Raw genomic sequence first — 23,053 nt, 5'->3', positions numbered from 1 at the left:
CCTGTGACGCCACGCCGCCGGGCCTCAGCGCTCGAGCGCCGCCACGATGGCCGCCCCCAGGTCGGCAGGGCGGGTGAACATCGGCCAGTGACCGGTGGGCAGGTCGACGATCTCGTAGCTGCGGTGCCGCGCGAGCTCTGCCACGAACGGGTGCCCCTCGGCCATCAGGCTGCGCAGGAACGCCCCGGGCATCTCGGAGGCGATCACCGTCGAGGGGATGTCGCGGCGCCGGTCGTCGTCGCCGAGGCGGTGCGGCTCACGCACGGTGGCGCCGGGCTGCGGGACCGCCCGGGCCCGGAACGCCTCCCACAGCTCGTCGGTGAAGCCCTGCACGGACTCCTCGTCGAGCTCCGCACGGGGCGGCAGGACGTGGTCGACGACGTCCGCCGGCAGATCGCCGTTCACCGCCTGCCCGTCGGCGAACGGCCCGGAGTCCACGTAGACGACGTGCGCGACCCGCTCGGGCCGCTCTCCCGACGCCGCGTAGACGAGGCCGCCGCCGGCGGAGTGCCCCGCGAGCACGACAGGACCGTCCCCGGGGACGGCGTCGATCGCGGCGACCACCGCGGCGACATGGTCCGCCAGGTGGATGTCGGACCGGTCGGCGTCGGCCGACTCCAGCCCGGGCAGCGTGAGGGGCCGGGCCGTGTGCCCGGCGGCCTCCAGCACGGGGACGACGTCGTCCCACGCGGACGCGTCCAACCAGAATCCAGGTACCAGGATGATGTCCATCCCTCGACCGTAGAGGTGACCTCCGACACGACCGTGGTGGGATGTCGTCATGCCCGCCGCTCCGACGTCCGACCCCGACTACGAGTTCTCCGCCGACACCTCCCGGGTCGACGTGCAGCGCGTGCACGCGCTCCTGGCCGAGCACGCGTACTGGGCGGCCGGGCGGCCGCTCGAGGTCCACGCCGCCGCAGTCGCGGGCTCGCGGAACTACGGCATCTACCGGCGCTCCACGGGCGAGCAGGTCGCCTACGCGCGGATCGTCACCGACGGCGCCACGTTCGCCTGGCTCGCCGACGTGATCGTCGACCCGGCGCACCGCGGCCGCGGGCTGGGCACCACCGTGGTCACCGGGGCGCTGGCGGACGTCGAGCCGCTCGGTCTGCGGCGCGTCCTGCTCAAGGCCTCGGACGAGGGCCGCGTCGTCTACGAGCGGCTCGGCTTCGTGCCGCTGGACGACCCGGCGCCGTGGCTGGTGCGCCTCGGCTCCTGAGCGGCGCCCGCCGGCTCGGCCGCGCCGCGCGAGAGCACGCCGGCCACCAGGAGCGCCTGCCCGACGACGTAGGTGAGCATCACCCAGAACCCGGACAGCGGCAGCGCGTACCACTCGGCGAAGGCTCCCAGGCCGATCAGCGAGTCCGACACGAGGAAGACGACGCCGCCGATGCCCGCCAGCCGGTGCACGCCCGTGGCCAGGACCGCCGTCGTCACCAGGCAGACCGCGTAGACGACGACGGCGGCCAGCAGCACCGTCGGCGCGCCCGGGGCGCACGCCCCGACGAGCACGACCGCCGCCACGGCGTACACGGCCACCCACGGCGTCCGCAGGAGCGAGGCGCCCCGGTGCGGCCAGAACGCCACGGCGTAGACCACCTGCGCCACGAGGAACCCGCCGACCATCGCCAGGAACGCCGCGTCGCCGTCGAACAGGTCCGGGAGGGTGTCCCCCACCCAGGAGAAGCCGAGCGCCAGGAGCACGAGCCGCACGAGCCTTGGGCGCGGGGCGCGGGTGGCGCTCCACAGCACCGCGGCGAGCAGCGGCATGAGGAACCACTGGGTCGTGCGTTCCAGGGTCGGGCCGTCAACCAGCTGTCCCATGAGGTGCAGGACGGTGACCAGGGCCAGCGCGACGGCCGCGGCCCGTGACCACGGTGTCGGCAGCAGGCGGTGATCACCGGGCGGGGCACCGGCCGAGGGCTCGGACGAGGACAGGTCGGTGGCGGCTCTCCCGCGAGGATGAACGGCGTCGGTCACGCCGCGCAGCCTAACGCCCGGCGCGCGCCCCGTCCGTCGTCCCGGCGCGGCCGCGCGGGCCGGCTGCCCGCGGACGCGCGCCGGCGCTCACAGCTCGATGGTGCGCAGGTGCGCCCCGTGCTTCTTGACGTATCCCAGGCTCGCGTACAGGCCGTGCGCCCCGCTCGGGTTCTGCGTGTCCACGTCCAGGCTCGCGTACTCCATCCCGTCCGCGGCGAACGCCCGCATCCCGGCGGCCAGCAGCGCGACGGCGATCTTGCGGCCGCGGTAGGCGCGCCGTACGCCGAGGATGTCCGTGTACCCGAAGGAGTACCCGCGCACCGCGAAGTCCGCGGTGTACCGGGCGGCGACGTGATAGCCGACGACGAACGGCTCCCCCGCGCGCAGCGACGCCGCGGTGTCAGGGTCGGTGCCCTCGTCGGCCAGCAGCGCCTCGACGTCGGGGGCCGGGTCGACGACGACGAACGACCACTCGGGCGCGAACTCGGTCCGCCCGGCCAGCCACTGCTCGCGCGTCATGGGCTGGCTGCCCCAGTGGTCGCGGAAGGCGTCGTTGTGCGCGAGCCGCGTCGCCTCGTCGTACTCGTCCGCGATCGGGACGAGGCGCAGGCCGCCGTCGAGCTCGACCTCGGGCAACGGGTGCGCCGCCAGGTCCCGGACGTCGCGGGCGAGGTCGGAGTAGTACCGCCGCGGCGTGAGGCCAGCGTGCTCGTAGAGCCGGATCGCGGCCCGCGGTGCCGTGTCCTCGACGAAGACACCGAGCCGGCCGGGGACCTCCTTGCCGCTCGCGGCCAGCACCTGCCGACCGCGGGCGACCAGCCACGCGAGGAGCTCGCGGCCGATGCCCTGGCCGCGGCTCGCCGGGTGCACGCCGCCGAACAGGAACGCCCGCACGACGGTGGTGTCGCCAGGCATCGAGTCGACCATCCCCCAGGCCCGTGGCGTGCCCGCGGCGTCGAGCCCGATCCGCCAGTTGGCGCCGAGGTCCCGGAAGGGGGCGGCGAGCTCGTCGGCCAGCTCTCCCGGCGACATCCGGTAGGGCTCGCCGTCCGCCGCCGCGATGGTGTTGCGCAGCTCCAGGAGCGCCGCCGCGTCGTCGGTGGTGACCGGGCGCCACGCCAGCCCTCCCGCCGTGAGCGCGGGCAGGTCGGCGGGCGCGGCCGCGCGCACGGCGATCGGCGCGAGGGCCACGGCGGGCCCGGCGGCGGTGGGCAGGGGTTCGGTGGTGGTCACGTCCTCACGGTAGGTCTCACCTCTCGTACACCGCACCAGATTTTCCGGCGCCGCGATTACGCTGCGAAGCGTGACCACGACGCCCCACCTCTCCCTCCGCGACGCCGACGCCCGCTCTGCCGCCCTGCGCGAGGCGCTGCGCACGCGCGTGGTCGTGGCCGACGGCGCCATGGGCACGATGATCCAGGCGGCGGACCCGACCCTCGACGACTACGAGGGCCACGAGGGCTGCAACGAGGTCCTCAACGTCTCGCGCCCCGACATCATCGGCAGCGTCCACGACGCGTACCTCGAGGTCGGCGTCGACGCGATCGAGACGAACACGTTCGGCGCCAACTGGTCCAACCTGTCGGACTACGGCATCGACGACCGCATCCGCGAGCTGGCCCGGGCGGGCGCCGCGCTCGCGCGCGGTCGCGCCGACGCCTTCGCCACGGCGGACCACCCGCGCTGGGTGCTGGGCTCGATGGGGCCGGGCACCAAGCTCCCCAGCCTCGGGCACACCACGTACGCGCACCTGCGCACCACGTTCGCCGAGCAGGCGGCGGGCCTCCTGGAGGGCGGCGTCGACGCGCTGCTGGTCGAGACCAGCCAGGACCTGCTCCAGGCGAAGTCCGCGGTCACCGGCTGTCACGACGCGATCGCCGAGGTGGGCCGCTCCGTCCCCGTGATCGTCTCGGTGACCGTCGAGACCACGGGCACCATGCTCATGGGCTCGGAGATCGGCGCCGCCCTCACCGCGCTGCAGGCCATCGGCGTCGACGCCATCGGCCTGAACTGCGCCACCGGGCCGGACCAGATGAGCGAGCACCTGCGCCACCTGTCCCAGCACGCCGAGATCCCCGTGACCTGCATGCCGAACGCCGGCCTGCCGGAGCTGGGCCCCCACGGCGCCGTCTACCCCCTGACGCCCGCCGAGCTGGCCGCGGCGCACACGCAGTTCGTCCAGGAGTTCGGCCTCGGCCTGGTGGGCGGCTGCTGCGGCACCACCCCGGAGCACCTGGCGCGCGTCGTCGAGGCCGTGCGCGGGCGCGAGCTGCCCGACCGCCACCCGGTGCGGGAGAACGGCGTCGCGTCGCTGTACTCCCACACCGACCTCACGCAGGACACGTCGTACCTCGCCATCGGCGAGCGCACGAACGCCAACGGATCCAAGGCGTTCCGCGAGGCCATGCTCGAAGGTCGCTGGGACGACGTCGTCGACATCGCCCGCGCCCAGACACGCGACGGCGCGCACCTGCTCGACGTCTGCGTCGACTACGTGGGCCGCGACGGCGTCGCGGACGTGCGCGAGGTGGTGTCCCGCCTGGCGTCCGCCTCCACGCTGCCGCTGGTCATCGACTCCACGGAGCCCGAGGTCGTCCAGGCGGGGCTCGAGCTGCTCGGCGGGCGCGCCGTCGTCAACTCGGTGAACTTCGAGGACGGCGACGGGCCGGGCTCGCGCTACGCCCGCGTCATGCCGCTCGTGCGGGAGCACGGGGCCGCCGTCGTCGCCCTGACCATCGACGAGGAGGGCCAGGCCCGCACGACCGAGCACAAGGTCGCCATCGCCACCCGCCTCATCACCCAGCTCACGGACGACTGGGGCATGCGGGTCGACGACATCATCGTGGACGCCCTGACGTTCCCCATCGCCACGGGCCAGGAGGAGACGCGCCGCGACGCGATCGAGACGATCGAGGCCATCCGGGAGATCACCCGCCGCTTCCCCGGCGTGCACACCACGCTCGGCGTCTCCAACGTCTCGTTCGGGCTCAACCCGGCCGCGCGCACCGTGCTCAACTCGGTGTTCCTGCACGAGGCGACGCAGGCCGGCCTGGACTCCGCCATCGTGCACGCCGCGAAGATCCTGCCGCGCAACGCCATCCCCGACGAGCAGTGGGACGCCGCCGAGGACCTCGTGTGGGACCGGCGCCGGTACGACGACGAGGGCAACCTGGTGCACGACCCGCTGTCGCACCTGCTGGAGCTCTTCTCCGGCGTGGACGCGACGGCGCTGCGCGACCAGCGCGCGGCCGAGCTCGCCGCGCTGCCGGTGGGCGAACGGCTCGAGCGACGCATCATCGACGGCGCGCGCAAGGGGCTCGAGGAGGACGTCGACGAGGCGCTGGCCTCCGGCACCAAGGCCCTCGACATCGTCAACACCCACCTGCTCGGCGGCATGAAGGTGGTGGGCGAGCTGTTCGGCTCCGGACAGATGCAGCTGCCGTTCGTGCTGCAGTCGGCCGAGGTGATGAAGGCCGCCGTCGCGCTGCTCGAGCCGCACATGGAGAAGGCGGAGGGGGCCGAGGAGCGCTCGAAGGGGACGGTCGTGCTGGCGACCGTGCGCGGCGACGTGCACGACATCGGCAAGAACCTCGTCGACATCATCCTCACCAACAACGGCTACACGGTCGTCAACATCGGCATCAAGCAGCCGGTGTCGGCGATGATCGAGGCCGCCGAGCAGCACGACGCCGACGTCATCGGCATGTCGGGGCTGCTGGTGAAGTCGACGGTCGTGATGAAGGACAACCTCGCCGAGCTCGCCTCGCGCGGCCTGGACGGGCGCTGGCCGGTGCTGCTCGGCGGCGCGGCACTGACCCGCACCTACGTCGAGGACGACCTCGCCGGCGCGTTCCCCGGCACCGTCCGCTACGCCAAGGACGCGTTCGAGGGCCTGCGGCTCATGGAGCCGCTCGTCGCGATCGCGCGCGGCGCCGACCCGGACTCCGTGGGGCTGCCGCCGCTGCGCAAGCGCCGGCACGGCGTCGTCACCGTGACCGAGACGGCGCCCGAGGACCTGCCCGCGCGGTCCGACGTCGCCGCCGACAACCCGGTGCCCACCCCGCCGTTCTGGGGCACGCGCGTCGTCAAGGGGATCCAGCTCGCCGACTACGCGGCGTTCCTCGACGAGCGGGCCGTGTTCCTGGGCCAGTGGGGGCTCAAGCCCGGGCGCGGCGACGACGGCGCCTCGTACGAGGAGCTCCGCAGGTCCGAGGGCCTGCCGCGCCTGGCGATGTGGCTCGAGCAGATCCGCACCGACCAGATCATGGACCCCACCGTCGTCTACGGCTACTTCCCCGTCTGGTCCGAGGGGGACGACGTCGTGGTCGCCCACCACGGCCCCGGGCTCGCCGGCGTCACCGCGCCCGACGGCGGCTCCGGCGGCGAGCCGGGCACCGAGCGGCTGCGCTTCACCTTTCCCCGCCAGCGCCGCGACCGGCACCTGTGCCTGGCCGACTTCGTGCGGCCGCGCTCGTTCGTCGAGGAGACCGGCCGGTTCGACGTGCTGCCCGTACAGCTCGCGACCGTCGGCGACGCCGTCTCCGGGCACACCGCGAAGCTGTTCGAGGCGAACAAGTACCGCGAGTACATGGAGCTGCACGGCCTGTCCGTCCAGCTCACCGAGGCGCTGGCAGAGTTCTGGCACTCCCGCGTGCGCGCCGAGCTCGGGTTCGCGGACGAGGAGCCGGACGACGTCGAGGGCCTGTTCAAGCTCAAGTACCGCGGCGCCCGGTTCTCCCTCGGCTACCCCGCCTGCCCCGAGATGGAGGACCGGCACAAGGTGGTCGAGCTGCTGCGCCCCGAGCGCGTGGGCGTCACGCTCTCCGAGGAGCTGCAGCTGCACCCCGAGCAGTCCACCGACGCGTTCACGTTCCACCACCCGGAGGCGAAGTACTTCTCCGTGTGACGTTCAGGTGCCCTGGCGGGTGCCGCCTGGGTAGCCGTGACCTGCGGGTAGCCGGAAGGCCACGGATCCTGCCGACCGGTGTGTCGCTCCAGTGCATGACCGGCATCAGAGGTGCGGGCCGCTCAGCCTGCCCGCCCGGTGGTGCCCCTCCGGCCCAGTCGAGGCCTGGCCCGCAGCATCACCACGCCGGCCACCAGGAGGGCCGCCGCGAGGGCCGCGATGCAGGCATCGAGCCCGGTGACAGGCAGCGCGCCGCCGCCAGGTCCCGGCCCTGGCTCCGGGTCCGGATCCGGGTCCGGCGGCAAGCCCGGGGCGTCGGCGCGGACGTTGATGAACCTGCACAGCACCGTGTCGCCCGCGCGCACGTCGACGGTTGCCGTCGCGTCCTCGAGCACGGGGTCGCCGCTCGAGCCGGTGCAGGCCAGGAACTCCAGCTGCCAGCCGTCCGCGCCGGACTCCGACACCGTGTAGGCGCCAGGAGCGAGCGGTTCCGTGGTGAACGGCTGGTCCTCGTCAGTCAGGGTGAACCGCTCCTGCAACCCGCCCTCCGGGCCCCAGGCGAAGCCGAAGCCACGGTCGGACGCCGGGCGCGTGGACTTGTCCACGACCAGCACGCCCCACTCGGTGAGCTCCGGCCTGCTCGTGGCCGACGCACCGTGGGAGGCTGCCGGCCCGTCTTCCCAGGATCCGGAGCAGCGGCGCGACTGACGCGGGTCGCGGCGGCGACAGGCACCGGTCCGGGGGTGAAGGCCGGGGCGAAACCTCGCGCAACGGTCCGACGGGTGCGCGCGCCGCAGGCACGGTGGTGTCGTCAAGGCCGAGAACGAGCACCGGGCGACCGGCCACCACCGAGAGGACCTGCACCATGACGACCGCCACCTACGACTTCACGACCACGGCTCCGCGCGGTGCGGACGTCACCGGTCACCTCACCGTGCGAGCCGACGTCGACGAGACCGCGGCGCCCACGCTCGTCGAGCTGCCGGCCACGTCCAACCTCAACGACCTTCTCGCGAACCGACTTTCGACCGGCGTGGACGACGTGCTCGCCGAGCGCCGAGGAGCTGCGGCCGGGCCCTGGCGGGCCGTGACCGTCGGCGAGTTCGACGCCGACGTCGTCGCCGTGGGGAAGGGCCTCGTCGCACGCGGCGTCGCGCCCGGCGACCACGTGGGGATCATGTCACGGACCCGGTACGAGTGGACCGTCCTGGACTTCGCGATCTGGGCAGCCGGCGCGGTCTCCGTACCGATCTACGAGACGTCCAGCCCCGAGCAGGTCGAATGGATCCTGACGGACGCCGAGGTCGACCTGCTCGTCGTCGAGACGGCCGAGCACACCGCGACGGTCGAGCAGGTGCGCGGGTCCACGCCGTCGCTGCGCACGGTGCTCGTGCTCGACGACGGCGCGATCGACACGTTGACGGCCGACGGCGCCGACGTGCCCGACGCTCAGATCGAGCGACGCCGCGCGCTGGCGACCCTCAGCGACCTCGCGACGATCGTCTACACGTCGGGCACCACCGGCCGTCCCAAGGGCGTCGAGCTGACCCACGGCAACTTCGCCGCCCTCGCCGTCAACACCGTCCGGCACGTACCGGAGGTGTTCGACGGCGGCCGCACGCTGCTGTTCCTGCCCCTGGCCCACGTCTTCGCCCGGTTCGTCGAGGTCGTCGCCGTGGCGGGCGGCGTGGTCCTGGGCCACGCCCCGGACGTGCGGACCTTGACCGAGGACATGGGCGAGTTCCGGCCCACGTTCCTGCTCGCCGTTCCGCGGGTGTTCGAGAAGGTCTACAACTCCGCGGAGCAGAAGGCCGCCCAGGGCGGCACGCTGCGGATCTTCCACTGGGCCACCCGCACCGCGATCGCCTGGTCGCGTGCGCTGGACACCGACCGGGGGCCGAGCCTCGGGCTGCGACTGCAGCACAAGATCGCGGACCGGCTCGTGCTCGGCAGGCTGCGTGCGGTGCTCGGCGGACGTGCCCGGTACGCCGTCTCGGGCGGAGGGCCGCTGGGCGAGCGCCTCGGTCACTTCTACCGCGGCCTGGGCCTGACGGTCCTCGAGGGCTACGGACTGACCGAGTCCACGGCCCCGACCAGCGTGAACCTCCCCGGGAGCACGCGGATCGGGTCCGTCGGCCTGCCGATGCCGGGCTGCGCGATCAGGATCGCCGCCGACGGTGAGATCCTGCTGCGCGGTGACCACATCTTCCGCGGGTACCACCACGACCCCGAGGCCACGGCCGAGGCATTCGACGGCGAGTGGTTCCGCACGGGCGACCTGGGTGCGCTGGACGCGGGCGGGTTCCTGACGATCACCGGGCGCAAGAAGGAGATCATCGTCACCGCGGGCGGCAAGAACGTGGCCCCGGCGGCGCTCGAGGACCGCGTCCGAGCCCACGCACTGGTCAGCCAGTGCGTCGTGGTGGGTGACGACCGGCCCTTCGTCGCCGCGCTGATCACTCTCGACCCCGAGGGCCTGGCGGGCTGGCTGTCCATGCACGGCAAGCCGGAGCTCACGCCCGAGCAGGCACTGACCGACCCGGACGTGCGCGCCGCCATCGACCAGGCGGTCGAGCGAGCCAACAAGGCCGTGTCCGCGGCCGAGTCGATCCGCAGGTTCGCCTTCCTGCCCGGCGACCTGACCGTCGAGAACGGCTACCTCACACCGAAGCAGAGCGTCCGCCGCGCGACGGTCGTCGAGGGCTTCGCCGCCGAGATCGGCCGTCTCTACGGCGCGTCCCCCACGGCGACGGCTCGATGAGCGCACCTCTCGTGAGCACGCCGGGGCGCGGGACCACGGCCGGGCGGCTCGATGCCATCGTCGACGCCACGCCGACATCCCGCGACCGGGTCGTCGACCTCGTCCGCGCCGTGAGCATCTGCGTCGTCGTCGTGTGGCACTGGACGCTCTCGGTCACCCACTGGACCGCGGACGGTGCGCTGACGATGCCCAACCCCATCCACGCGGTGCCCGGTGGATGGGCGGTGACCTGGGTGCTGCAGGTGATGCCGGTGTTCTTCCTCGTCGGCGGCTACGCCAACCTGGCGGGCTTCCAGGCGACCGTCCGCGACGGCGGCGGTCCCGCGCGGTGCGTCGGCCGGCGGATGCGCCGCCTCCTGCTGCCGGTCCTGCCGTTCCTGGCACTGTGGGCGATGGTCGACGTGGCGATGCAGGCCACCGGCCGACCCAGCGTCCTGCACTGGGGGATGGTGGTCTTCGTCCCTCTGTGGTTCCTCGGGGTCTACGCCGCCGTGGTCGCCGCCGTGCCGATCACCGCTCGCCTGCACGCGAGGTGGGGCTGGCTGGTACCCACGGTCCTGGCCGGCGTCGCGCTCGCGGCGGACGCGCTGCGCCTCGGCGCCGGGCTCGGCAACCCGGTCGTGTGGGTGATCGGCTCGACCGCGGTGTGGCTGTTCTGTCACCAGCTCGGCTACTTCTGGAGGGACGGCACCCTGCTGGCAGGCGGACGACGTCGAGCCGCCGCCGTGGCGGCAGGAGGCTTCGTCGCCCTGACCCTGCTGACGACCCTCGGCCCCTACCCGCGTTCGATGGTGGCGGTCCAGGGCGACCCGGTGGGCAACATGTTCCCGACCACCGCAGCCGTCGCAGCGCTCGCGATGTTCCAGCTCGGGCTGGTGCTTCTCGGCCGGCCCCGGCTGCAGTCCTGGCTCCGCCGACGCCGGCCGTGGCGCGCGGTGGTCGCCGCGAACGCGGTGGCCATGCCGGTGTTCGTCTGGCACATGACGGCGCTGGTGGCCTTCCTGTGGCTGTACGGGCTGGCCGGGTTCACCCCGGCAGACGAGGCGACGGCGGCGTGGTGGCTCTCCCGCCCGGTCTGGATCGTGGGCCCCGGCCTGGTGCTCGCAGGGATCCTGGCCGTCGTCGCCGGGCCATACGGCCGTGCTCGCGGGGAGCGTCGCCCGCGAGCCGCGCACGGGACCTCTCGCGAACCCTAGGGGTCCACCGCGTCCCCCGAGATCGGGCACGTCGTGCCGTGACTCACTCTGCGACCCCGGCGACGCTGGGCTACCGCCCGAAGAGGCGGGCGAAGAACCTGGTGCCGGTGGCCGGCGGCTCGTCAGCGTGCCCCTTGCAGCGCTGGGCGGCCGGGATGCCGCGCATCACGTCGTCGACGTGCTGGCCGCACCCGGCCCAGGTCGTCTTCCCGCACGTCTTGCAGCTCACGGCTCGGCACATGGTGGTCTCCTTCGAACTCGTGGACCTCGGGCGAGTCGTCGCCGGGCCCCGGGGGACCACGGTGCTCCGCGGCCCGGGTGGTGCTGGATCAGGCGAGGGTGAGGAAGAGCTTCTCGAGCTCGTCGGTGGTCATGCCCTGGGGGTTCTTGGTCTTGTCGGGCTCGGTGACGCAGTCCTCCATCGCGTTGGCGACCACGACGAACCCGGCGCGGTGGAGCGCGTGACTGACGGCGGCGAGCTGCGTGACCACGTCGCGGCACGACGTGCCGGACTCGACCGCGGTGATGACGGCGTCCAGCTGGCCGCGGGCGCGGCGGAGCCGGTTCGCGACCCGGCGCTGTGCCGCCGCACGGCGCTCGGCCTCGTCAGAGGTGCCGGTCACGACTGATCCTGGTGTCTCAGGGGTGGGGGTCATGTGCGCTGCTTCCTTCCCGCCCCGCTGGGGGCGATGTCGACGACGTCCCGGGCATCGGGTACCCGTGGTGGGGGCTCTTCGGGGACCGGCGGTCCCGAGCAGTCAGCAGGGCGGAGGGACAGGCGCCCGTCACGCGTTCGCCGGCGTCGGACCGGCAGGTCGCCCGCACACCCAGCTCAGGCAGGCTGCACCTGGCGTGCGGTGAGCAGCTCCTCGGCACGCTCCCCCAGCACGGCACGCAGGGTGAGCATCCCGCCGGACAGCGACGCCGAGTCGAACCCCTCCTGGACCAGGACCCGGTGGGCGATGGCGGACCGGACCCCCGAGGCGCACGTCACCCGCACGGGACGGCCAGCCGCGGCCTCGCGGACCTCGTCGAGGCGTCCGCGCAGCTCGGTGTGGGGCACGTGCAGGGCGCCGGGGATCATGCCCGTGGCGACCTCGGCGGCGCTGCGCACGTCGAGGACCAGTGACTCGTACCGGACGGCGTCGAGGTCGCGGGCGTCCCACAGCGCCAGGGTGCCGTCGAGCACGTTCGCGCCCACCATGCCAGCCAGGTTGATCGCGTCCTTGGCCTGCCCGTACGGGGGCGAGTAGGCCAGGTCGAGGTCGATCAGGTCGGTCACGGACATCTGGGCACGGATGGCGGTGGCGAGCACGTCGATGCGCTTGTCGACGCCGTCGGCACCGACCGCCTGCGCCCCCAGCAGCAGCCCGTCGGGCGTGCGGACGTGCACGCTCAGCCGGATCTGCGCGGCGCCCGGGAAGTACCCGGCGTGCTGGTTCGGGTGCAGGTGCAACGTCCGGTACGCGACGTCGGCGGCGTCGAGCGCGGCCCGGTTCGCCCCGGTCATCGCCGCCGTCAGCTCTCCGACGCGCACGATCGCGGTGCCCAGGGGCTGCGGGACGGGGCGCGCGGTGCCCCGCCGCAGGATGTGGTCGGCGACCAGGCGCCCGGCGCGGTTGGCGGGCCCGGCCAGGGCGACCGGCCGGCGGACGCCGGTGACCGGGTCCGTGCTGACGGTGGCGTCGCCGACGGCCCACACGCCGGGCAGCGACGTGGCGCCGTGCTCGTCGACGACGATGGCGCCCCGCTCGCAGGCCACGCCGGCCCGCTCGAAGACCTCGGTGTCGGGCCGCACGCCCGCCGACAGGACGATGAGGTCGGCCGTCAGCCGGGTGCCGTCGGAGAGCACGACCGTGTCGGCGTCGCGGCCCGGCAGGACCTCCTCGGCGGCGACCCCGGTGCGCACGGCGACGCCGAGACGGCGCAGCTCCTGCGTCACCGGCCACGCCTGTTCCGCGTCGAGCGGAGGGAGCACCTGGCCGGCCGGCTCCACCATCGTGGTCTCGACGCCCTGCTGGGCGAGCGCCTCGGCGACCTCGACGCCGATGAACCCGGCGCCGAGCACCACCGCACGCCGCGCTCCCCCTGCGACCTCGTCGTGCAGGGCGACGGCGTCGGGAACGGTGCGCAACGTCTGCACCCGCGGCGAGTCCAGGCCGGGGACCGGCGGCCGGAACGCGCGCGCGCCGGGCGAGAGCACCAGCGCGTCGTAGGACAGCGACCGATCCCCCGCCGCGGTGCGCACGGTCAGCTCGCGCGCCTGGGCGTCCAGTCCGACGACGTCGTTCCCGGTTCGGACGTCGAGGTTCAGCGCGGCTTTCAGCCGTTCGGGCGTCTGCACCAGCAGCGCGGCCTCGTCGCGGATCTCCCCGCCGACGAAGTACGGCAACCCGCAGTTCGCGTACGACACGTGCTCGCCGCGCTCGAGCACGATGATCTCGGCCCGCTCGTCCAGGCGGCGGGCACGCGCGGCGCAGCTCATTCCCCCGGCGACGCCGCCGACGACGACGATCCTCATCACAGGACACCGCCCTCGGTGCGGGCCTCGGCGACCTTCGCCCGCACGTCGTCCATGTCCGGGCCCGGCACGCCGGTGATCACCTGCTCGAGCTGCGGCGACCCCGGGATGTCCGTCGTGATCTCTCGCGTTGCCATGGCCCGACGGTATACCCCCAGGGGTATTTTCGCGAACACGCGGGGGCGCCGCACCGTTCAGAGGAAGACCGGGCCCGCCGGTCTCGAGGGGCCGCTACGCGCCCAGCGGCTCGTCGACCCGCCCGACGGACCGCAGCACCAGCGACTCGACGAAGGGCGTGACCAGCTCCTCGACGCTCGCCCAGACCTGCTCCAGGGGTGCGCCGGACTCGATCATGCGCGACCCGGAGTTCACGACGGCGTTGACGAGCTCGGAGGTGCGCGTCACGTCGCGGACGCCGAGCACGCGCAGGGTGTCGGCGAGGGGCTGGAGCAGCTCGTCGTGCATGACCCGGGAGCCCTCGGCGACCGCGCTCGCCGGGCCGATGCTCGCGAGCGCCGTCGCGAGCGCGTGCTCGCCCTCGGCGACGAGCTCGAGGTTGGCCCGGATGTAGGCGAGCACGCGGGCGGCGTCGTCCGGGGCCTCGTCCATCGCCTGCGCGACCGTCGCCGACCAGCGGGGAAAGATGTCCTCGACCATGGCCCGCAGCAGGTCCTCGGCGGAGCGGAAGTACTGGTAGACGCTGGGCCGCGCGAGCCCCGCCCGCTCGGCGAGCGCCGCGAACGTCGGGGGGCGGCCCGTCTCGGCGAGGATGGCCCGGGCGGCGTCGAGCAGCGCACGCTGTTGAGCCGCCCGGTGCTCGGCGACGGTGGGGGCACTGATCCGCGGCACGACGTTCCTCTCGACGTGCTCTCGGGCCTCGCGTACGGGGCCCGAGAGCGTCTGGTCAAGCGCTCAGTCTTCCATCTTCCATCTCGACGACCCGGTCGCAGTGCTCCAGGACGTCGTGGTCGTGGGTGACCATGACGGTCGCGACCCCGTGCTCGTGCGTCTCCGCGGCGAGCAGCTCGACGACCTCGTGGCTGCGCGCCCGGTCCAGCGCGGCGGTCGGCTCGTCGACGAGGAGCAGCCCGGGTGTGGTGACCAGCGCACGGGCGATGCCCACCCGCTGCCGCTCCCCGCCCGAGAGCTCGTGCGGACGACGGCCGGCCTTGTGGCCCATCCCGACCTGTTCCAGGAGGTCTCGCGGGTCCCGGCCCGGGGTGCCGCGGACGCCGGCGACGTGCAGGGCGAACCGGAGCTGGTCCATGGCCGTCAGCGCGGGAAGCAGGTTGCCGGACTGGAACACGAAGCCGATGCGCTCGCGTCGCAGCGCCGCCTGGCGGCCGCCCTTGAGGGCGAGCACGTCCACGCCGTCCAGGTGCACGGCTCCGGACGTCGGCGCGATGAGCGCTCCGGCGACGGCGAGCAGGCTGGACTTGCCAGAGCCGGACGGGCCGACGACGGCGAGGAGCTCACCCCTCGGCACGGTGAGGTCGACGTCGTCGAGCGCCGTGACGGTCGAGTCGCCGTCGCCCAGCGTCAGGGAGACGTGCTCGAGCGCGAGGCCCTCCGTGGTGCGCGAGGCGCGGCCCGCGAGCTGTTCTGCGGTGTTCGTCATCGCTGTCCTCCGAGTGCGGTCAGGGGGTCGACACGGGCGATGCGGCCGACGGACGCGGCGGCCCCGACGAGCCCGAGCCCGATCAGGAGCACCGCGGCGGCGGCCAGCGGGGCCGCCTCGAGCGCGAACGGCATGGGCGACGAGCTCAGGAGCGCGCCGAACCCGACCCCCACTCCCATCCCCGCGACGGTGGAGACGACGAGCACGACGGCAGCCTGCCCGAGGGCGTCCCGGACGAGGTAGCCGGTGGAGGCGCCCATGGCGCGGGCGACGGCGATCTCGTGCTTGCGCTGGATCGTCCACACCATGAAGAAGGCGCCGACGACGAGCGCGGAGATCGCGTACAGGAAGACCTGGATCAGCTCGAGCGTGAGGGTCTCGGCGGCGTAGCCGGGCGAGCCGTCGAACGACTCCTCGAGGCTCACCGTCGTGGTGGCGGCGGCCGCGTCCCCGGCGGCGCGGTCGATGTCCTCGCCGGACGCGGAGGCGAGGGCGATCGCGGTGGCCCCGTCGTAGATCTCCGGTCGCGCCTCGGCGCCCTCGGGGATGCCGGCGTGGATCTCCTGCCATGTGCCCATCGGCACGTAGGCCACGTCGACGTGGCCGAACGTGTGCTGTCCGTCGAGGATCCCGACGACGGTGAGCTCGGTACCGAGCCGGTCGATCGTGACCGTGTCACCCAGGCCGAGGCCGAGGTCGGTCACGGTCTCGCTGACGACGATGCCGTTCTCGCCGCTCAGCGCGGTGCCCTCGATGACGTCCTCGGCCGACGGCGCCACGAACGAACCTGCCTCGACGCCGAAGAGGGCCAGGTCGACGGGCTCGTCGTGGGGGCCCTCGCCGTTGACGAGCTGGTTCCCGAACAGCGCCGCCTCGGCGACGCCGTCCTGGTCGGCCCACTGCGCGAGCTGGTCGCGGTCCACCGTGCTGCGGGAGAACGCGGAGTCGATCGCCGTGTCCTCGCCGAACGCGAAGGCGCTCACGGGCAGCTTCTTCAGACCGGAGACGCCGTCGTTGACCAGGCCGGACGACAGGCCGGACAGCATCACGACGAGAACGGCGATGAGAGCGACGACACCTCCCATCAGGCCGAATCGTGCGCGCGCGAACCACAGCTCGCGCCAGGCCAGGAACATAGTTCTCCTCTCAGGTCGGCACTACTTGCCGACGCACCGTCGGCAACGTTACCAACGGCATGACGGCAACCCGTGTCCGCCCGGTGTGGGATTGCTCATGCTCCGGGGCCCCGGCCAGGCAAGGGCCCGCCGCGGCCGTCGGGGACGATCGCGGCGGGCCGTGCGCCGCTCAGCTCACCGTGCCGGCTGCGCCCTCGCGGCGAGTGCCAGCCACGTGCTCACGACGGTGTCCGGGTTGAGGGAGACGGACTCGATCCCCCGCTCGACGAGCCACTCGGCGAAGTCGGCGTGGTCGGACGGCCCTTGGCCGCAGATGCCGATGTACTTGCCCTGGCGTCGGCAGGCGTCGATCGCGAGTCCGAGCAGCTCGCGCACCGCGGGGTCGCGCTCGTCGAAGGTGTGCGCGACGAGCGCGGAGTCCCGGTCCAGGCCGAGGGTCAGCTGGGTCATGTCGTTCGACCCGATGGAGAACCCGTCGAAGTGCGCCAGGAACTCGTCGGCGAGCAGGGCGTTCGACGGGACCTCGCACATCATGACGAGCTGCAGGCCGTTCTCACCGCGGCGGAGCCCGTTCTCGGCGAGGAGCTCGACGACCCCCTCGGCCTCGGCGACGGTGCGCACGAACGGGACCATGAGGCGGACGTTCGTCAGCCCCATGTCGTCGCGCACGCGGCGCAGCGCCTCGCACTCCATGTCGAAGCACGCGCGGAAGTCGGGCGAGAGGTACCGCGACGCGCCGCGGTAGCCGATCATCGGGTTCTCCTCGTCGGGCTCGTACAGCGACCCGCCGAGGAGGTTGGCGTACTCGTTGGACTTGAAGTCGCTGAGCCGCACGATGACGGGCTCCGGCGCGAACGCGGCGGCGATCGTCGAGACGCCCTCGGCGACCCGCTGCACGAAGTACTCGCGCGCCGACGGGTAGGCGCCGACCCTGCTGCGGACCTCCCCCCGCAGCGCGTCGGGCAGCTCGTCCACCTCCAGCAGGGCGCGTGGGTGGATGCCGATCTGCCGGTTGATGATGAACTCGAGCCGGGCCAGCCCGACCCCGTGGTGCGGCAGCCTCGAGAAGGAGAACGCCTGGTCCGGCGTGCCGACGTTCAGCATGATCTTCACCGGCGGCTCCGGCATGTCGTCGAGCCGGGTCTCGTCCTCGTCGAACGCCAGCAGGCCCTCGTGCACCCGTCCCTCGTCGCCGTCCGCGCACGAGACGGTGACCTCCTGCCCGTCGGCCAGGGCCCGCGTCGCCGAGCCCGTCCCCACGACGGCGGGGATGCCGAGCTCTCGCGCGATGATCGCGGCGTGGCAGGTGCGCCCGCCGCGGTCGGTCACGATGGCGGCGGCCCGCTTCATGATCGGCTCCCAGTCCGGGTCCGTCATGCTCGCCACCAGCACGTCGCCGGGGGCGAAGTCGTGCATCTGCTCGGGCGAGGACAGCACCCGCACCCGGCCCGCGCCGATCTTCTGCCCGATCGCCCGGCCCTCCAGCAGCACGGGGCCCTGCTCGCGGAGCGTGAACCGGCGCACGACGTTGGCCGACGCCCGCGAGACCACCGTCTCGGGGCGGGCCTGCAGCACGTACAGCTGCCCGTCGACGCCGTCCTTGCCCCACTCGATGTCCATGGGCCGCCCGTAGTGCTCCTCGATGACGAGAGCGATCCGGCCGAGCTCGGTGACCTCGTCGTCGGTGATCGAGAACCGACCGCGATCGGCCGGGTCGACGTCCGCGAACACCGTGCTGCCGCCCACGTGCCGGCCGTCCGCATAGCGCATCGCGACGGCCTTCTCTCCCACCGAGCGCTTGAGTATCGCGGACCGCCCGGCACGCAGCGCGGGCTTGTAGACGTAGAACTCGTCCGGGTTGACCGCCCCCTGCACGACCGCCTCGCCGAGCCCGTAGGAGCTGGTGACGAAGACCGCCTGGTCGAACCCCGACTCGGTGTCCACCGTGAACATGACTCCGGACGCCCCCACGTCGGAGCGGACCATCCGCTGCACCCCGGCCGACAGCGCGACGTCGTGCTGGTCGAACCCGTGGTGCGCCCGGTAGGCGATCGCACGGTCGTTGTACAGGGAGGCGAAGACGGACCGCATCGCGTGCAGGACGTTGTCGATGCCGCCGATGTTCAGGAACGTCTCCTGCTGCCCGGCGAACGACGCGTCGGGCAGGTCCTCGGCCGTGGCGCTCGAGCGCACCGCCCACGTCACCTGCTCGCCGTCGGCACCGTCGGCACCGTCGGCACCGTCGCCGACCAGCTTCGCGTACGCGGCGCGGACGTCGGACTCGACGTCGGCGGGGAACGGCTGCGCCTCGACCCAGCCGCGCACGGTCGCGCCCACGCGCGCGAGCCCGGCGACGTCGTCGGTGTCCAGCGGCTCGACGGCGGCACGGATGCGCTCGGCGAGGCCGTCGTGCGCGAGGAAGCGCCGGTACGCGTCGGCCGTCGTCGCGAACCCGCCCGGCACGCGGACGCCCGCGGCGCCGAGCCGGGAGACCATCTCGCCCAGGGAGGCGTTCTTGCCGCCCACCTGGGCCAGGTCGTCCATGCCGATCTCGTCGAACCAGAGGATGTTGGACATCGTCGTCCCTCTCGTGGGGTGCTCGGTCAGTCGCGCAGCTTCATGGACTGCAGGATGACCGCGGACATCTCCTCGACGCTCTTCGTCGAGGAGTTCAGGAACGGCACACGGGTGCGCCGGTAGAGGTCTTCCGCCCGGCGCAGCTCGAGACGGCACTGGGCGAGGCTCGCGTACTCCGAGCTCGGGCGGCGCTCGTGCCGCACCTGGCTCAGGCGCAGCGGCGTGGTCGTCAGGCCGAAGCAGCGCTCGGCGTAGGGCGCCACGGCGCGCGGCAGCCCGTCGGTCGGGAAGTCGTCCTCGGTCAGGGGGTAGTTCGCGACCAGCAGCCCGTACTGCAGCGCCAGGTACATCGTGGTGGGCGTCTTGCCGCAGCGCGACGGCGCGATGATCACGACGTCGGCGAGCTCGAGCGCGCGGTGGCTCTGCCCGTCGTCGTGCTCGATGGCGTACTCGACCGCACGCATGCGCGCGAAGTACTGCTCCAGGTCCCCCACCCCGTGGTACCGGCCGAGCTGTTCGCTCGCGGTCGTGCCCAGGGCGCCCTCGAGCTCCACGAGGTGCCCTCCGAGCAGGTCGATCAGCGCGGCCCGCGCGCGGGTGAGCTCCTCGCGCACCGGCGGGGCCTTGACCGTGGTGAACACGACCGGCCCGGGGCCGTTCGCGGCGGCCCGGTCGATCTCGGCGACGAGCGTACGAGCGCCCTCGACCGTGTCGACGAACGGGACGGTGTGGCGGCGGAACACCTGGGTCGGGAAGTTGGCGAGCAGCGCATTGCCCAGCGTCTCTGCGGTGATCCCGGTGCCGTCCGACACGAAGTACACCGACCGTGCACCCGTCGGCGCGGCGTGCGTCGCGCCGCCGGCGCTCCTGCGCTGATCGTCCATCCCTGGCCCGCCTCCTGTCGTCCGCCGCCGCCGCGCCGCCGCCGCGCCGCCGCCGCGCCGGGTGCACGCGCCCAGGCTAACGGTCACCGCTGCCCACCTCTCGCGACGTGGCGGCAGGGCCTTACGCGTCGGCGAGCAGCCCGGTGCAGTACTCGAGCAGGTCGTGGTTGCCGTCGACGACGTCGCGCTCGGTCATCTCGTACCGCTCGTCCCCGACCACCCCGACGTCCTCGATCGCCAGGCCCGCGCCGGTCCCGGACCGGACCATCCGGCGCACCGCGAGGGCGAACCCGATCCCGGGCGGCAGGGGCGGGAGCGTGCGGTGGGCCGCGTGGTAGGCGTACTGGACGTCGTCGCCCGTCCAGACGTTCGCACCACCCCCGCCGGTCGCCACGCCCACGGCGACGACCCGCCCGATGCCGTGGTCCACGACGCCGGCGGCGAAGAGGTCGCCGCACGAGTAGGTGGTGGCGTCCACCACGGCCACGACGGGGCCGTCGTACGCCCGCTCGACGCCGTTGCAGAGGTCGGGGTCGGCGACGGGCAGGTGCTGCGAGAACGGCTCGCCGAGGTCGAGCGCCGCGCGCAGGGACCCGGCCCAGTCGGCGAGGTCCGCGCCGTTGCCGTCCGCCTCCGCGATGTCGGCCATCGCGGCCGTGGCGCGGCAGGCGAACCGCACCGGCTCGACCCGCCGGTCCGTGAAGAGCTGGAACAGCCGCTCGGCCGCGTCGATGACGCCGCCCGGGTTCGACCGGAGGTCGACGACGAGCCCGTCGGCCGGCAGCGCACGCAGCAGCCGGGCGACCTCCTCCACGAACCTGCCGGGGTGCCGGACGTCGAAGGTCCAGATCCGCAGGTACCCGAACGTGCCGTGCGACGTCGTCACGGGCCGGGCGGCGACCGCGTCCGCGAAGCCGGTGCGCAGCCAGCCCGTGCCCTTGGCCCGCGGCTGGACGTCGAGGCGCCCGCTCTCCCACAGCCCGGTGGCGAACAACAGCTTGCGCGCGCACCGGGTCGCCTCCCCGACGACGTCGATCGCCCGGTGCGTCCGCGAGCCGACACGGTCGTCGGCCGTCGCGGCGACGCCCGGCCGGATCGCCCGCCACTCGAACCGGGCGGTGCGGTCACCGTCCGTCGCCGGGTCGTCGGGCAACCGGTAGCCGACGTCGACCCACAGCTCGTCCGGCGGGGGCAGGTACGCGAGCGGCCGCTGGGTGAGCGTCTCCAGCGCCCTGGCGCGGCGGGCGTCCGGGCGCCCGCCCGTCAGGGTCTCCGCGAACAGGTCGACCGCCCGGGCGAAGGGCACGGCGTTCCAGGTGGTGAGCCGCACCCCCGCGCGGAACGCCGGGTCGGGCACCTCGTCGGTCGTCTTGGTCACGACGAACGTGGGCGACAGGTAGGGGCCGTACGACTCCACGAGGAACGGCAGGGTCGCCACGTAGGCGTCCGCCCCGGGCGCGCCCACGAAGAGCTGGGTGTGCTGGTCGCGCAGCCGGTTGACGATCGCGGTGAGCGCCCGCAGGAATCCCGCGGAGTCGACGAACGGGATCTCGCGGCGCAGCGCCGCGAGCCCTCGGACCGGGTCGTAGCCGTAGAGCGCGCGCTTCTGCGCGTCGTGCACGTAGACGTCGCCGAGGAGCGCGGTCCAGAGGTCCACGAGGTCGTGCTGCTGCGTCACGCTGAGCACCACAGGCACCGGTCCCGCCTCCGCCCGGGACGGGACGACGTCGTCCAGGCGGCTGCCGGCCCGCGCCCGGACCGCCGCCCGGCTCGGCGACGTCATGAGCCGAACCGCGCGCGCAGCGGCGCGAGGACACCACCGGGGATCGGCGCCGCCTCGAGCAGGTCGAAGTACGCCGCGTCGTGCTCCAGGCTGGGCACCGGGGGGATCGTGACCTGGTCGGGGTTCTTGGGCGGGCCCGCCCGCCCGGTCTGCCGGGTGTCGGGCATGTCGAGGAAGAGCTCGAGCTCGGCGTCGGGCGCGAAGCGGGGGCCGGCGGAGGCTCGGGCCTGGGCGTTGGAGATCGCCTGCTGTGGGTCCTGCTGGACGGCGCGCAGCGTGCCGAGCACGTCCTTCCACGTCCACGCCCGCTCCGGGTCGGCCGGGTCCGGCAGGGCGACGCGCCGTCGTCGGCCGCCGACGGTGGCGGCGAAGCTCGGCGGCGCGGCGGCCTGGTTCATGAGGCTGGTGTCCCCGTAGCGGGGTGCGCCGTCGACGACGACGAGCGCGACGTCCCGCTCCCGGGCGGCGACGATCCGCTTCCAGGCGTCCCCACGGCCGCGACCGCGGACGACGGTCACGTCGGCGAGCGCCCCGGGCACGAGGCGCCCGACGGGCCGCTGCCAGCACCGTTCGAGGAGGGTGCCGGGGTTGCTGGTGACCATCTCGACGATCTGGGCGTCGCTGAGGTCGTAGCCGAGGTGGTCGGCGGCGATGCGGGCGACCTTCATCTCGCCGAGGAGGTTCTTCGACCCCGACGGGCCCCAGTCGCTGCCGAGACAGACGGTGATCCCGCGGGCACGGGCGTCGTCGACGAGCGTGGTCTCGGCGTACAGCAGGAGGTTGGACAGCGGGGACCAGACGACGCCGCCCGCCTCCTGCGGGTCCCAGCGGGCCCACTGCTCGGCGTCGACGGCGCACGCGTGGACGGCCAGGAGGGTGCGCAGCAGCCCGTCGGCACGGTCGAGGTCGGTGTAGTCCCGCAGCACGCGGGATCCGCGGCGGCCCTCGGCACAGTGGTAGATGAACCCGGAGCCCGCGGCCATCCGCCGCACGGCGGTGGTGAGCGCCTCCCCGGACTTGGTGACCACCGAGGTGTAGACGAGGTCGTCCCGGCCGGTGCCGACGTCCTCGGCGTCCACGTTGCGCATCACGGTGCGGTACCCCCGGTTGGCGGTGGGCCAGCCCTGCGCGGCGCTCGCTCCCCCGGCCATGGCGCGCACCTGCACGTAGGCGAGCAGCGCCTCGGGGCAGGCCTTGGCGTACACCCAGGCGGGCTCGGTGATCGACTCGGTGTAGGTGTCCGCGTCCGGCCAGTGCTTGTTGTGCAACCACGGCTCGGTGCGGCCCGGCTCGGTCCACAGGGGCAGCGCGTTGTAGGCGAGGTGGTTGTGCATGTCGATGAACCCCGGCAGCACGAAGGCGTCGCCCACGTCGACCTCGGCCGCGCCGGAGAAGCCCGCCACCCGCCGGCGTCCGGTGGTGACGTCGACGACCGTGCCGCCGTCGATCCAGACCCGGCCGGGCACGGGGGGCTCGGCCGCGCCCTGCGCCATCGGCGCGACCTTCCCGGTGATGACCAGCTTCGACATGGCCGTGCCCTCCGTGGTCGACCCGGACCGGGCGGGTGCCCCGACCGGGACCTCCCCCACATTGTCAGCACGTGCGACGCCGCCGCACCGGCCGTCCGCACCGACTTCACCCGGTGCCCGGCGTCCGGGTCGCGCACCCGCTCGTTCCCTTGTCGATGG

The 23,053-nt window shown here is 73.6% G+C and carries 19 protein-coding genes; 4 read left to right on the top strand and 15 right to left on the bottom strand.

Annotated elements, in window-relative coordinates:
* Positions 1-24 precede the first annotated feature (24 nt).
* Positions 25-732 carry an alpha/beta fold hydrolase gene (locus LEP48_RS11130; RefSeq protein WP_225565671.1) on the bottom strand — a complete coding sequence of 236 codons (708 nt, stop codon included), beginning with the start codon at positions 730-732 and terminating at the stop codon, positions 25-27.
* Between the two features lie 49 nt (positions 733-781).
* On the opposite strand from LEP48_RS11130, the gene LEP48_RS11125 reads away from it, so the two are divergent.
* The gene (locus LEP48_RS11125; protein WP_225565670.1) at positions 782-1,222 is read left to right on the top strand and encodes a GNAT family N-acetyltransferase; all 441 of its coding nucleotides are present in this window, start codon (positions 782-784) and stop codon (positions 1,220-1,222) included.
* On the opposite strand, the gene LEP48_RS11120 is transcribed toward LEP48_RS11125, so the two are convergent.
* Together LEP48_RS11120 and LEP48_RS11115 are read right to left on the bottom strand one after the other, a co-directional pair.
* Positions 1,156-1,983 carry a lysoplasmalogenase family protein gene (locus LEP48_RS11120; protein WP_225565669.1) on the bottom strand — a complete coding sequence of 276 codons (828 nt, stop codon included), beginning with the start codon at positions 1,981-1,983 and terminating at the stop codon, positions 1,156-1,158. The two genes, LEP48_RS11125 and LEP48_RS11120, sit on opposite strands and share 67 nt — an antisense overlap.
* A gap of 87 nt (positions 1,984-2,070) precedes the next feature.
* Positions 2,071-3,216 (bottom strand): GNAT family N-acetyltransferase, encoded by a 1,146-nt coding sequence (locus tag LEP48_RS11115; RefSeq protein ID WP_225565668.1) that lies wholly within the window; start codon positions 3,214-3,216, stop codon positions 2,071-2,073.
* A gap of 61 nt (positions 3,217-3,277) precedes the next feature.
* Here LEP48_RS11115 and metH point away from each other — a divergent pair, with 61 nt between their 5' ends.
* Positions 3,278-6,889, top strand: coding sequence for a methionine synthase (metH, locus tag LEP48_RS11110; protein ID WP_255641246.1), 3,612 nt, complete (start codon positions 3,278-3,280; stop codon positions 6,887-6,889).
* A gap of 122 nt (positions 6,890-7,011) precedes the next feature.
* Here the strand turns inward: metH and LEP48_RS11105 are convergent, their stop codons facing one another.
* Positions 7,012-7,503 carry a prealbumin-like fold domain-containing protein gene (locus LEP48_RS11105; RefSeq protein ID WP_225565666.1) on the bottom strand — a complete coding sequence of 164 codons (492 nt, stop codon included), beginning with the start codon at positions 7,501-7,503 and terminating at the stop codon, positions 7,012-7,014.
* Between the two features lie 251 nt (positions 7,504-7,754).
* On the opposite strand from LEP48_RS11105, the gene LEP48_RS11100 reads away from it, so the two are divergent.
* Positions 7,755-9,650, top strand: coding sequence for an AMP-dependent synthetase/ligase (locus LEP48_RS11100; RefSeq protein ID WP_225565665.1), 1,896 nt, complete (start codon positions 7,755-7,757; stop codon positions 9,648-9,650).
* Positions 9,647-10,846, top strand: a complete 1,200-nt coding sequence (locus LEP48_RS11095; RefSeq protein WP_225565664.1) for an acyltransferase family protein — start codon at positions 9,647-9,649, stop codon at positions 10,844-10,846. Before LEP48_RS11100 ends, LEP48_RS11095 begins: the two co-directional genes overlap by 4 nt.
* 70 nt (positions 10,847-10,916) lie before the next feature.
* On the opposite strand, the gene LEP48_RS11090 is transcribed toward LEP48_RS11095, so the two are convergent.
* The 11 genes from LEP48_RS11090 to LEP48_RS11040 all read right to left on the bottom strand — a co-directional run bounded on the left by LEP48_RS11090 (position 10,917) and on the right by LEP48_RS11040 (position 22,894).
* Positions 10,917-11,087: a hypothetical protein gene (locus LEP48_RS11090; protein ID WP_225565663.1), complete on the bottom strand. Its 171-nt coding sequence runs from the start codon at positions 11,085-11,087 to the stop codon at positions 10,917-10,919.
* An 88-nt stretch (positions 11,088-11,175) separates the two neighbouring features.
* On the bottom strand, positions 11,176-11,502 hold the full coding sequence (locus tag LEP48_RS11085; protein ID WP_225565662.1) for a metal-sensitive transcriptional regulator: 327 nt from the start codon (positions 11,500-11,502) through the stop codon (positions 11,176-11,178).
* Between the two features lie 176 nt (positions 11,503-11,678).
* A complete protein-coding gene (locus LEP48_RS11080; RefSeq protein ID WP_225565661.1) occupies positions 11,679-13,367 on the bottom strand; it encodes an FAD-dependent oxidoreductase in 1,689 nt (562 codons plus the stop codon).
* Positions 13,367-13,504: a hypothetical protein gene (locus LEP48_RS11075; RefSeq protein WP_225565660.1), complete on the bottom strand. Its 138-nt coding sequence runs from the start codon at positions 13,502-13,504 to the stop codon at positions 13,367-13,369. Before LEP48_RS11075 ends, LEP48_RS11080 begins: the two co-directional genes overlap by 1 nt.
* Before the next feature lie 94 nt (positions 13,505-13,598).
* Entirely contained in the window at positions 13,599-14,216 is a 618-nt protein-coding gene (locus LEP48_RS11070) for a TetR/AcrR family transcriptional regulator (RefSeq protein WP_225565659.1), read from the bottom strand.
* Between the two features lie 55 nt (positions 14,217-14,271).
* On the bottom strand, positions 14,272-14,985 hold the full coding sequence (locus tag LEP48_RS11065; RefSeq protein ID WP_225565658.1) for an ABC transporter ATP-binding protein: 714 nt from the start codon (positions 14,983-14,985) through the stop codon (positions 14,272-14,274).
* Positions 14,982-16,121, bottom strand: coding sequence for an ABC transporter permease (locus tag LEP48_RS11060; RefSeq protein WP_225565657.1), 1,140 nt, complete (start codon positions 16,119-16,121; stop codon positions 14,982-14,984). Before LEP48_RS11060 ends, LEP48_RS11065 begins: the two co-directional genes overlap by 4 nt.
* A gap of 174 nt (positions 16,122-16,295) precedes the next feature.
* Complete coding sequence (gene ppsA, locus LEP48_RS11055; RefSeq protein WP_225565656.1) at positions 16,296-18,698, bottom strand: phosphoenolpyruvate synthase; 2,403 nt, start codon at positions 18,696-18,698, stop codon at positions 16,296-16,298.
* Positions 18,699-18,724: 26 nt separating this feature from the next.
* Positions 18,725-19,582, bottom strand: coding sequence for a pyruvate, water dikinase regulatory protein (locus LEP48_RS11050; protein WP_225565655.1), 858 nt, complete (start codon positions 19,580-19,582; stop codon positions 18,725-18,727).
* Positions 19,583-19,703: 121 nt separating this feature from the next.
* On the bottom strand, positions 19,704-21,365 hold the full coding sequence (locus LEP48_RS11045; RefSeq protein ID WP_225565654.1) for a S41 family peptidase: 1,662 nt from the start codon (positions 21,363-21,365) through the stop codon (positions 19,704-19,706).
* Positions 21,362-22,894: an amidohydrolase family protein gene (locus tag LEP48_RS11040; protein ID WP_225565653.1), complete on the bottom strand. Its 1,533-nt coding sequence runs from the start codon at positions 22,892-22,894 to the stop codon at positions 21,362-21,364. Before LEP48_RS11040 ends, LEP48_RS11045 begins: the two co-directional genes overlap by 4 nt.
* Positions 22,895-23,053: the final 159 nt, after the last annotated feature.

This window comes from Isoptericola luteus (assembly GCF_020297055.1).
GTDB lineage: Bacteria > Actinomycetota > Actinomycetes > Actinomycetales > Cellulomonadaceae > Isoptericola > Isoptericola luteus.
The sequence above is the reverse complement of the archived record's forward strand: the minus strand, read 5'-3'. Positions and strand labels throughout refer to the sequence as shown.

Bases quoted from the DNA above. Each gene is read 5' to 3' on its own strand.
- LEP48_RS11045 (WP_225565654.1), bottom strand. From the start codon at position 21,365: ATGACGTCGCCGAGCCGGGCGGCGGTCCGGGCGCGGGCCGGCAGCCGC.
- ppsA (WP_225565656.1), bottom strand. From the start codon at position 18,698: ATGTCCAACATCCTCTGGTTCGACGAGATCGGCATGGACGACCTGGCC.
- LEP48_RS11080 (WP_225565661.1), bottom strand. From the start codon at position 13,367: ATGAGGATCGTCGTCGTCGGCGGCGTCGCCGGGGGAATGAGCTGCGCC.
- LEP48_RS11095 (WP_225565664.1), top strand. From the start codon at position 9,647: ATGAGCGCACCTCTCGTGAGCACGCCGGGGCGCGGGACCACGGCCGGG.
- LEP48_RS11125 (WP_225565670.1), top strand. From the start codon at position 782: ATGCCCGCCGCTCCGACGTCCGACCCCGACTACGAGTTCTCCGCCGAC.
- LEP48_RS11040 (WP_225565653.1), bottom strand. From the start codon at position 22,894: ATGTCGAAGCTGGTCATCACCGGGAAGGTCGCGCCGATGGCGCAGGGC.
- LEP48_RS11130 (WP_225565671.1), bottom strand. From the start codon at position 732: ATGGACATCATCCTGGTACCTGGATTCTGGTTGGACGCGTCCGCGTGG.
- LEP48_RS11065 (WP_225565658.1), bottom strand. From the start codon at position 14,985: ATGACGAACACCGCAGAACAGCTCGCGGGCCGCGCCTCGCGCACCACG.
- LEP48_RS11090 (WP_225565663.1), bottom strand. From the start codon at position 11,087: ATGTGCCGAGCCGTGAGCTGCAAGACGTGCGGGAAGACGACCTGGGCC.
- LEP48_RS11085 (WP_225565662.1), bottom strand. From the start codon at position 11,502: ATGACCCCCACCCCTGAGACACCAGGATCAGTCGTGACCGGCACCTCT.
- LEP48_RS11050 (WP_225565655.1), bottom strand. From the start codon at position 19,582: ATGGACGATCAGCGCAGGAGCGCCGGCGGCGCGACGCACGCCGCGCCG.
- LEP48_RS11060 (WP_225565657.1), bottom strand. From the start codon at position 16,121: ATGTTCCTGGCCTGGCGCGAGCTGTGGTTCGCGCGCGCACGATTCGGC.
- LEP48_RS11075 (WP_225565660.1), bottom strand. From the start codon at position 13,504: ATGGCAACGCGAGAGATCACGACGGACATCCCGGGGTCGCCGCAGCTC.
- LEP48_RS11100 (WP_225565665.1), top strand. From the start codon at position 7,755: ATGACGACCGCCACCTACGACTTCACGACCACGGCTCCGCGCGGTGCG.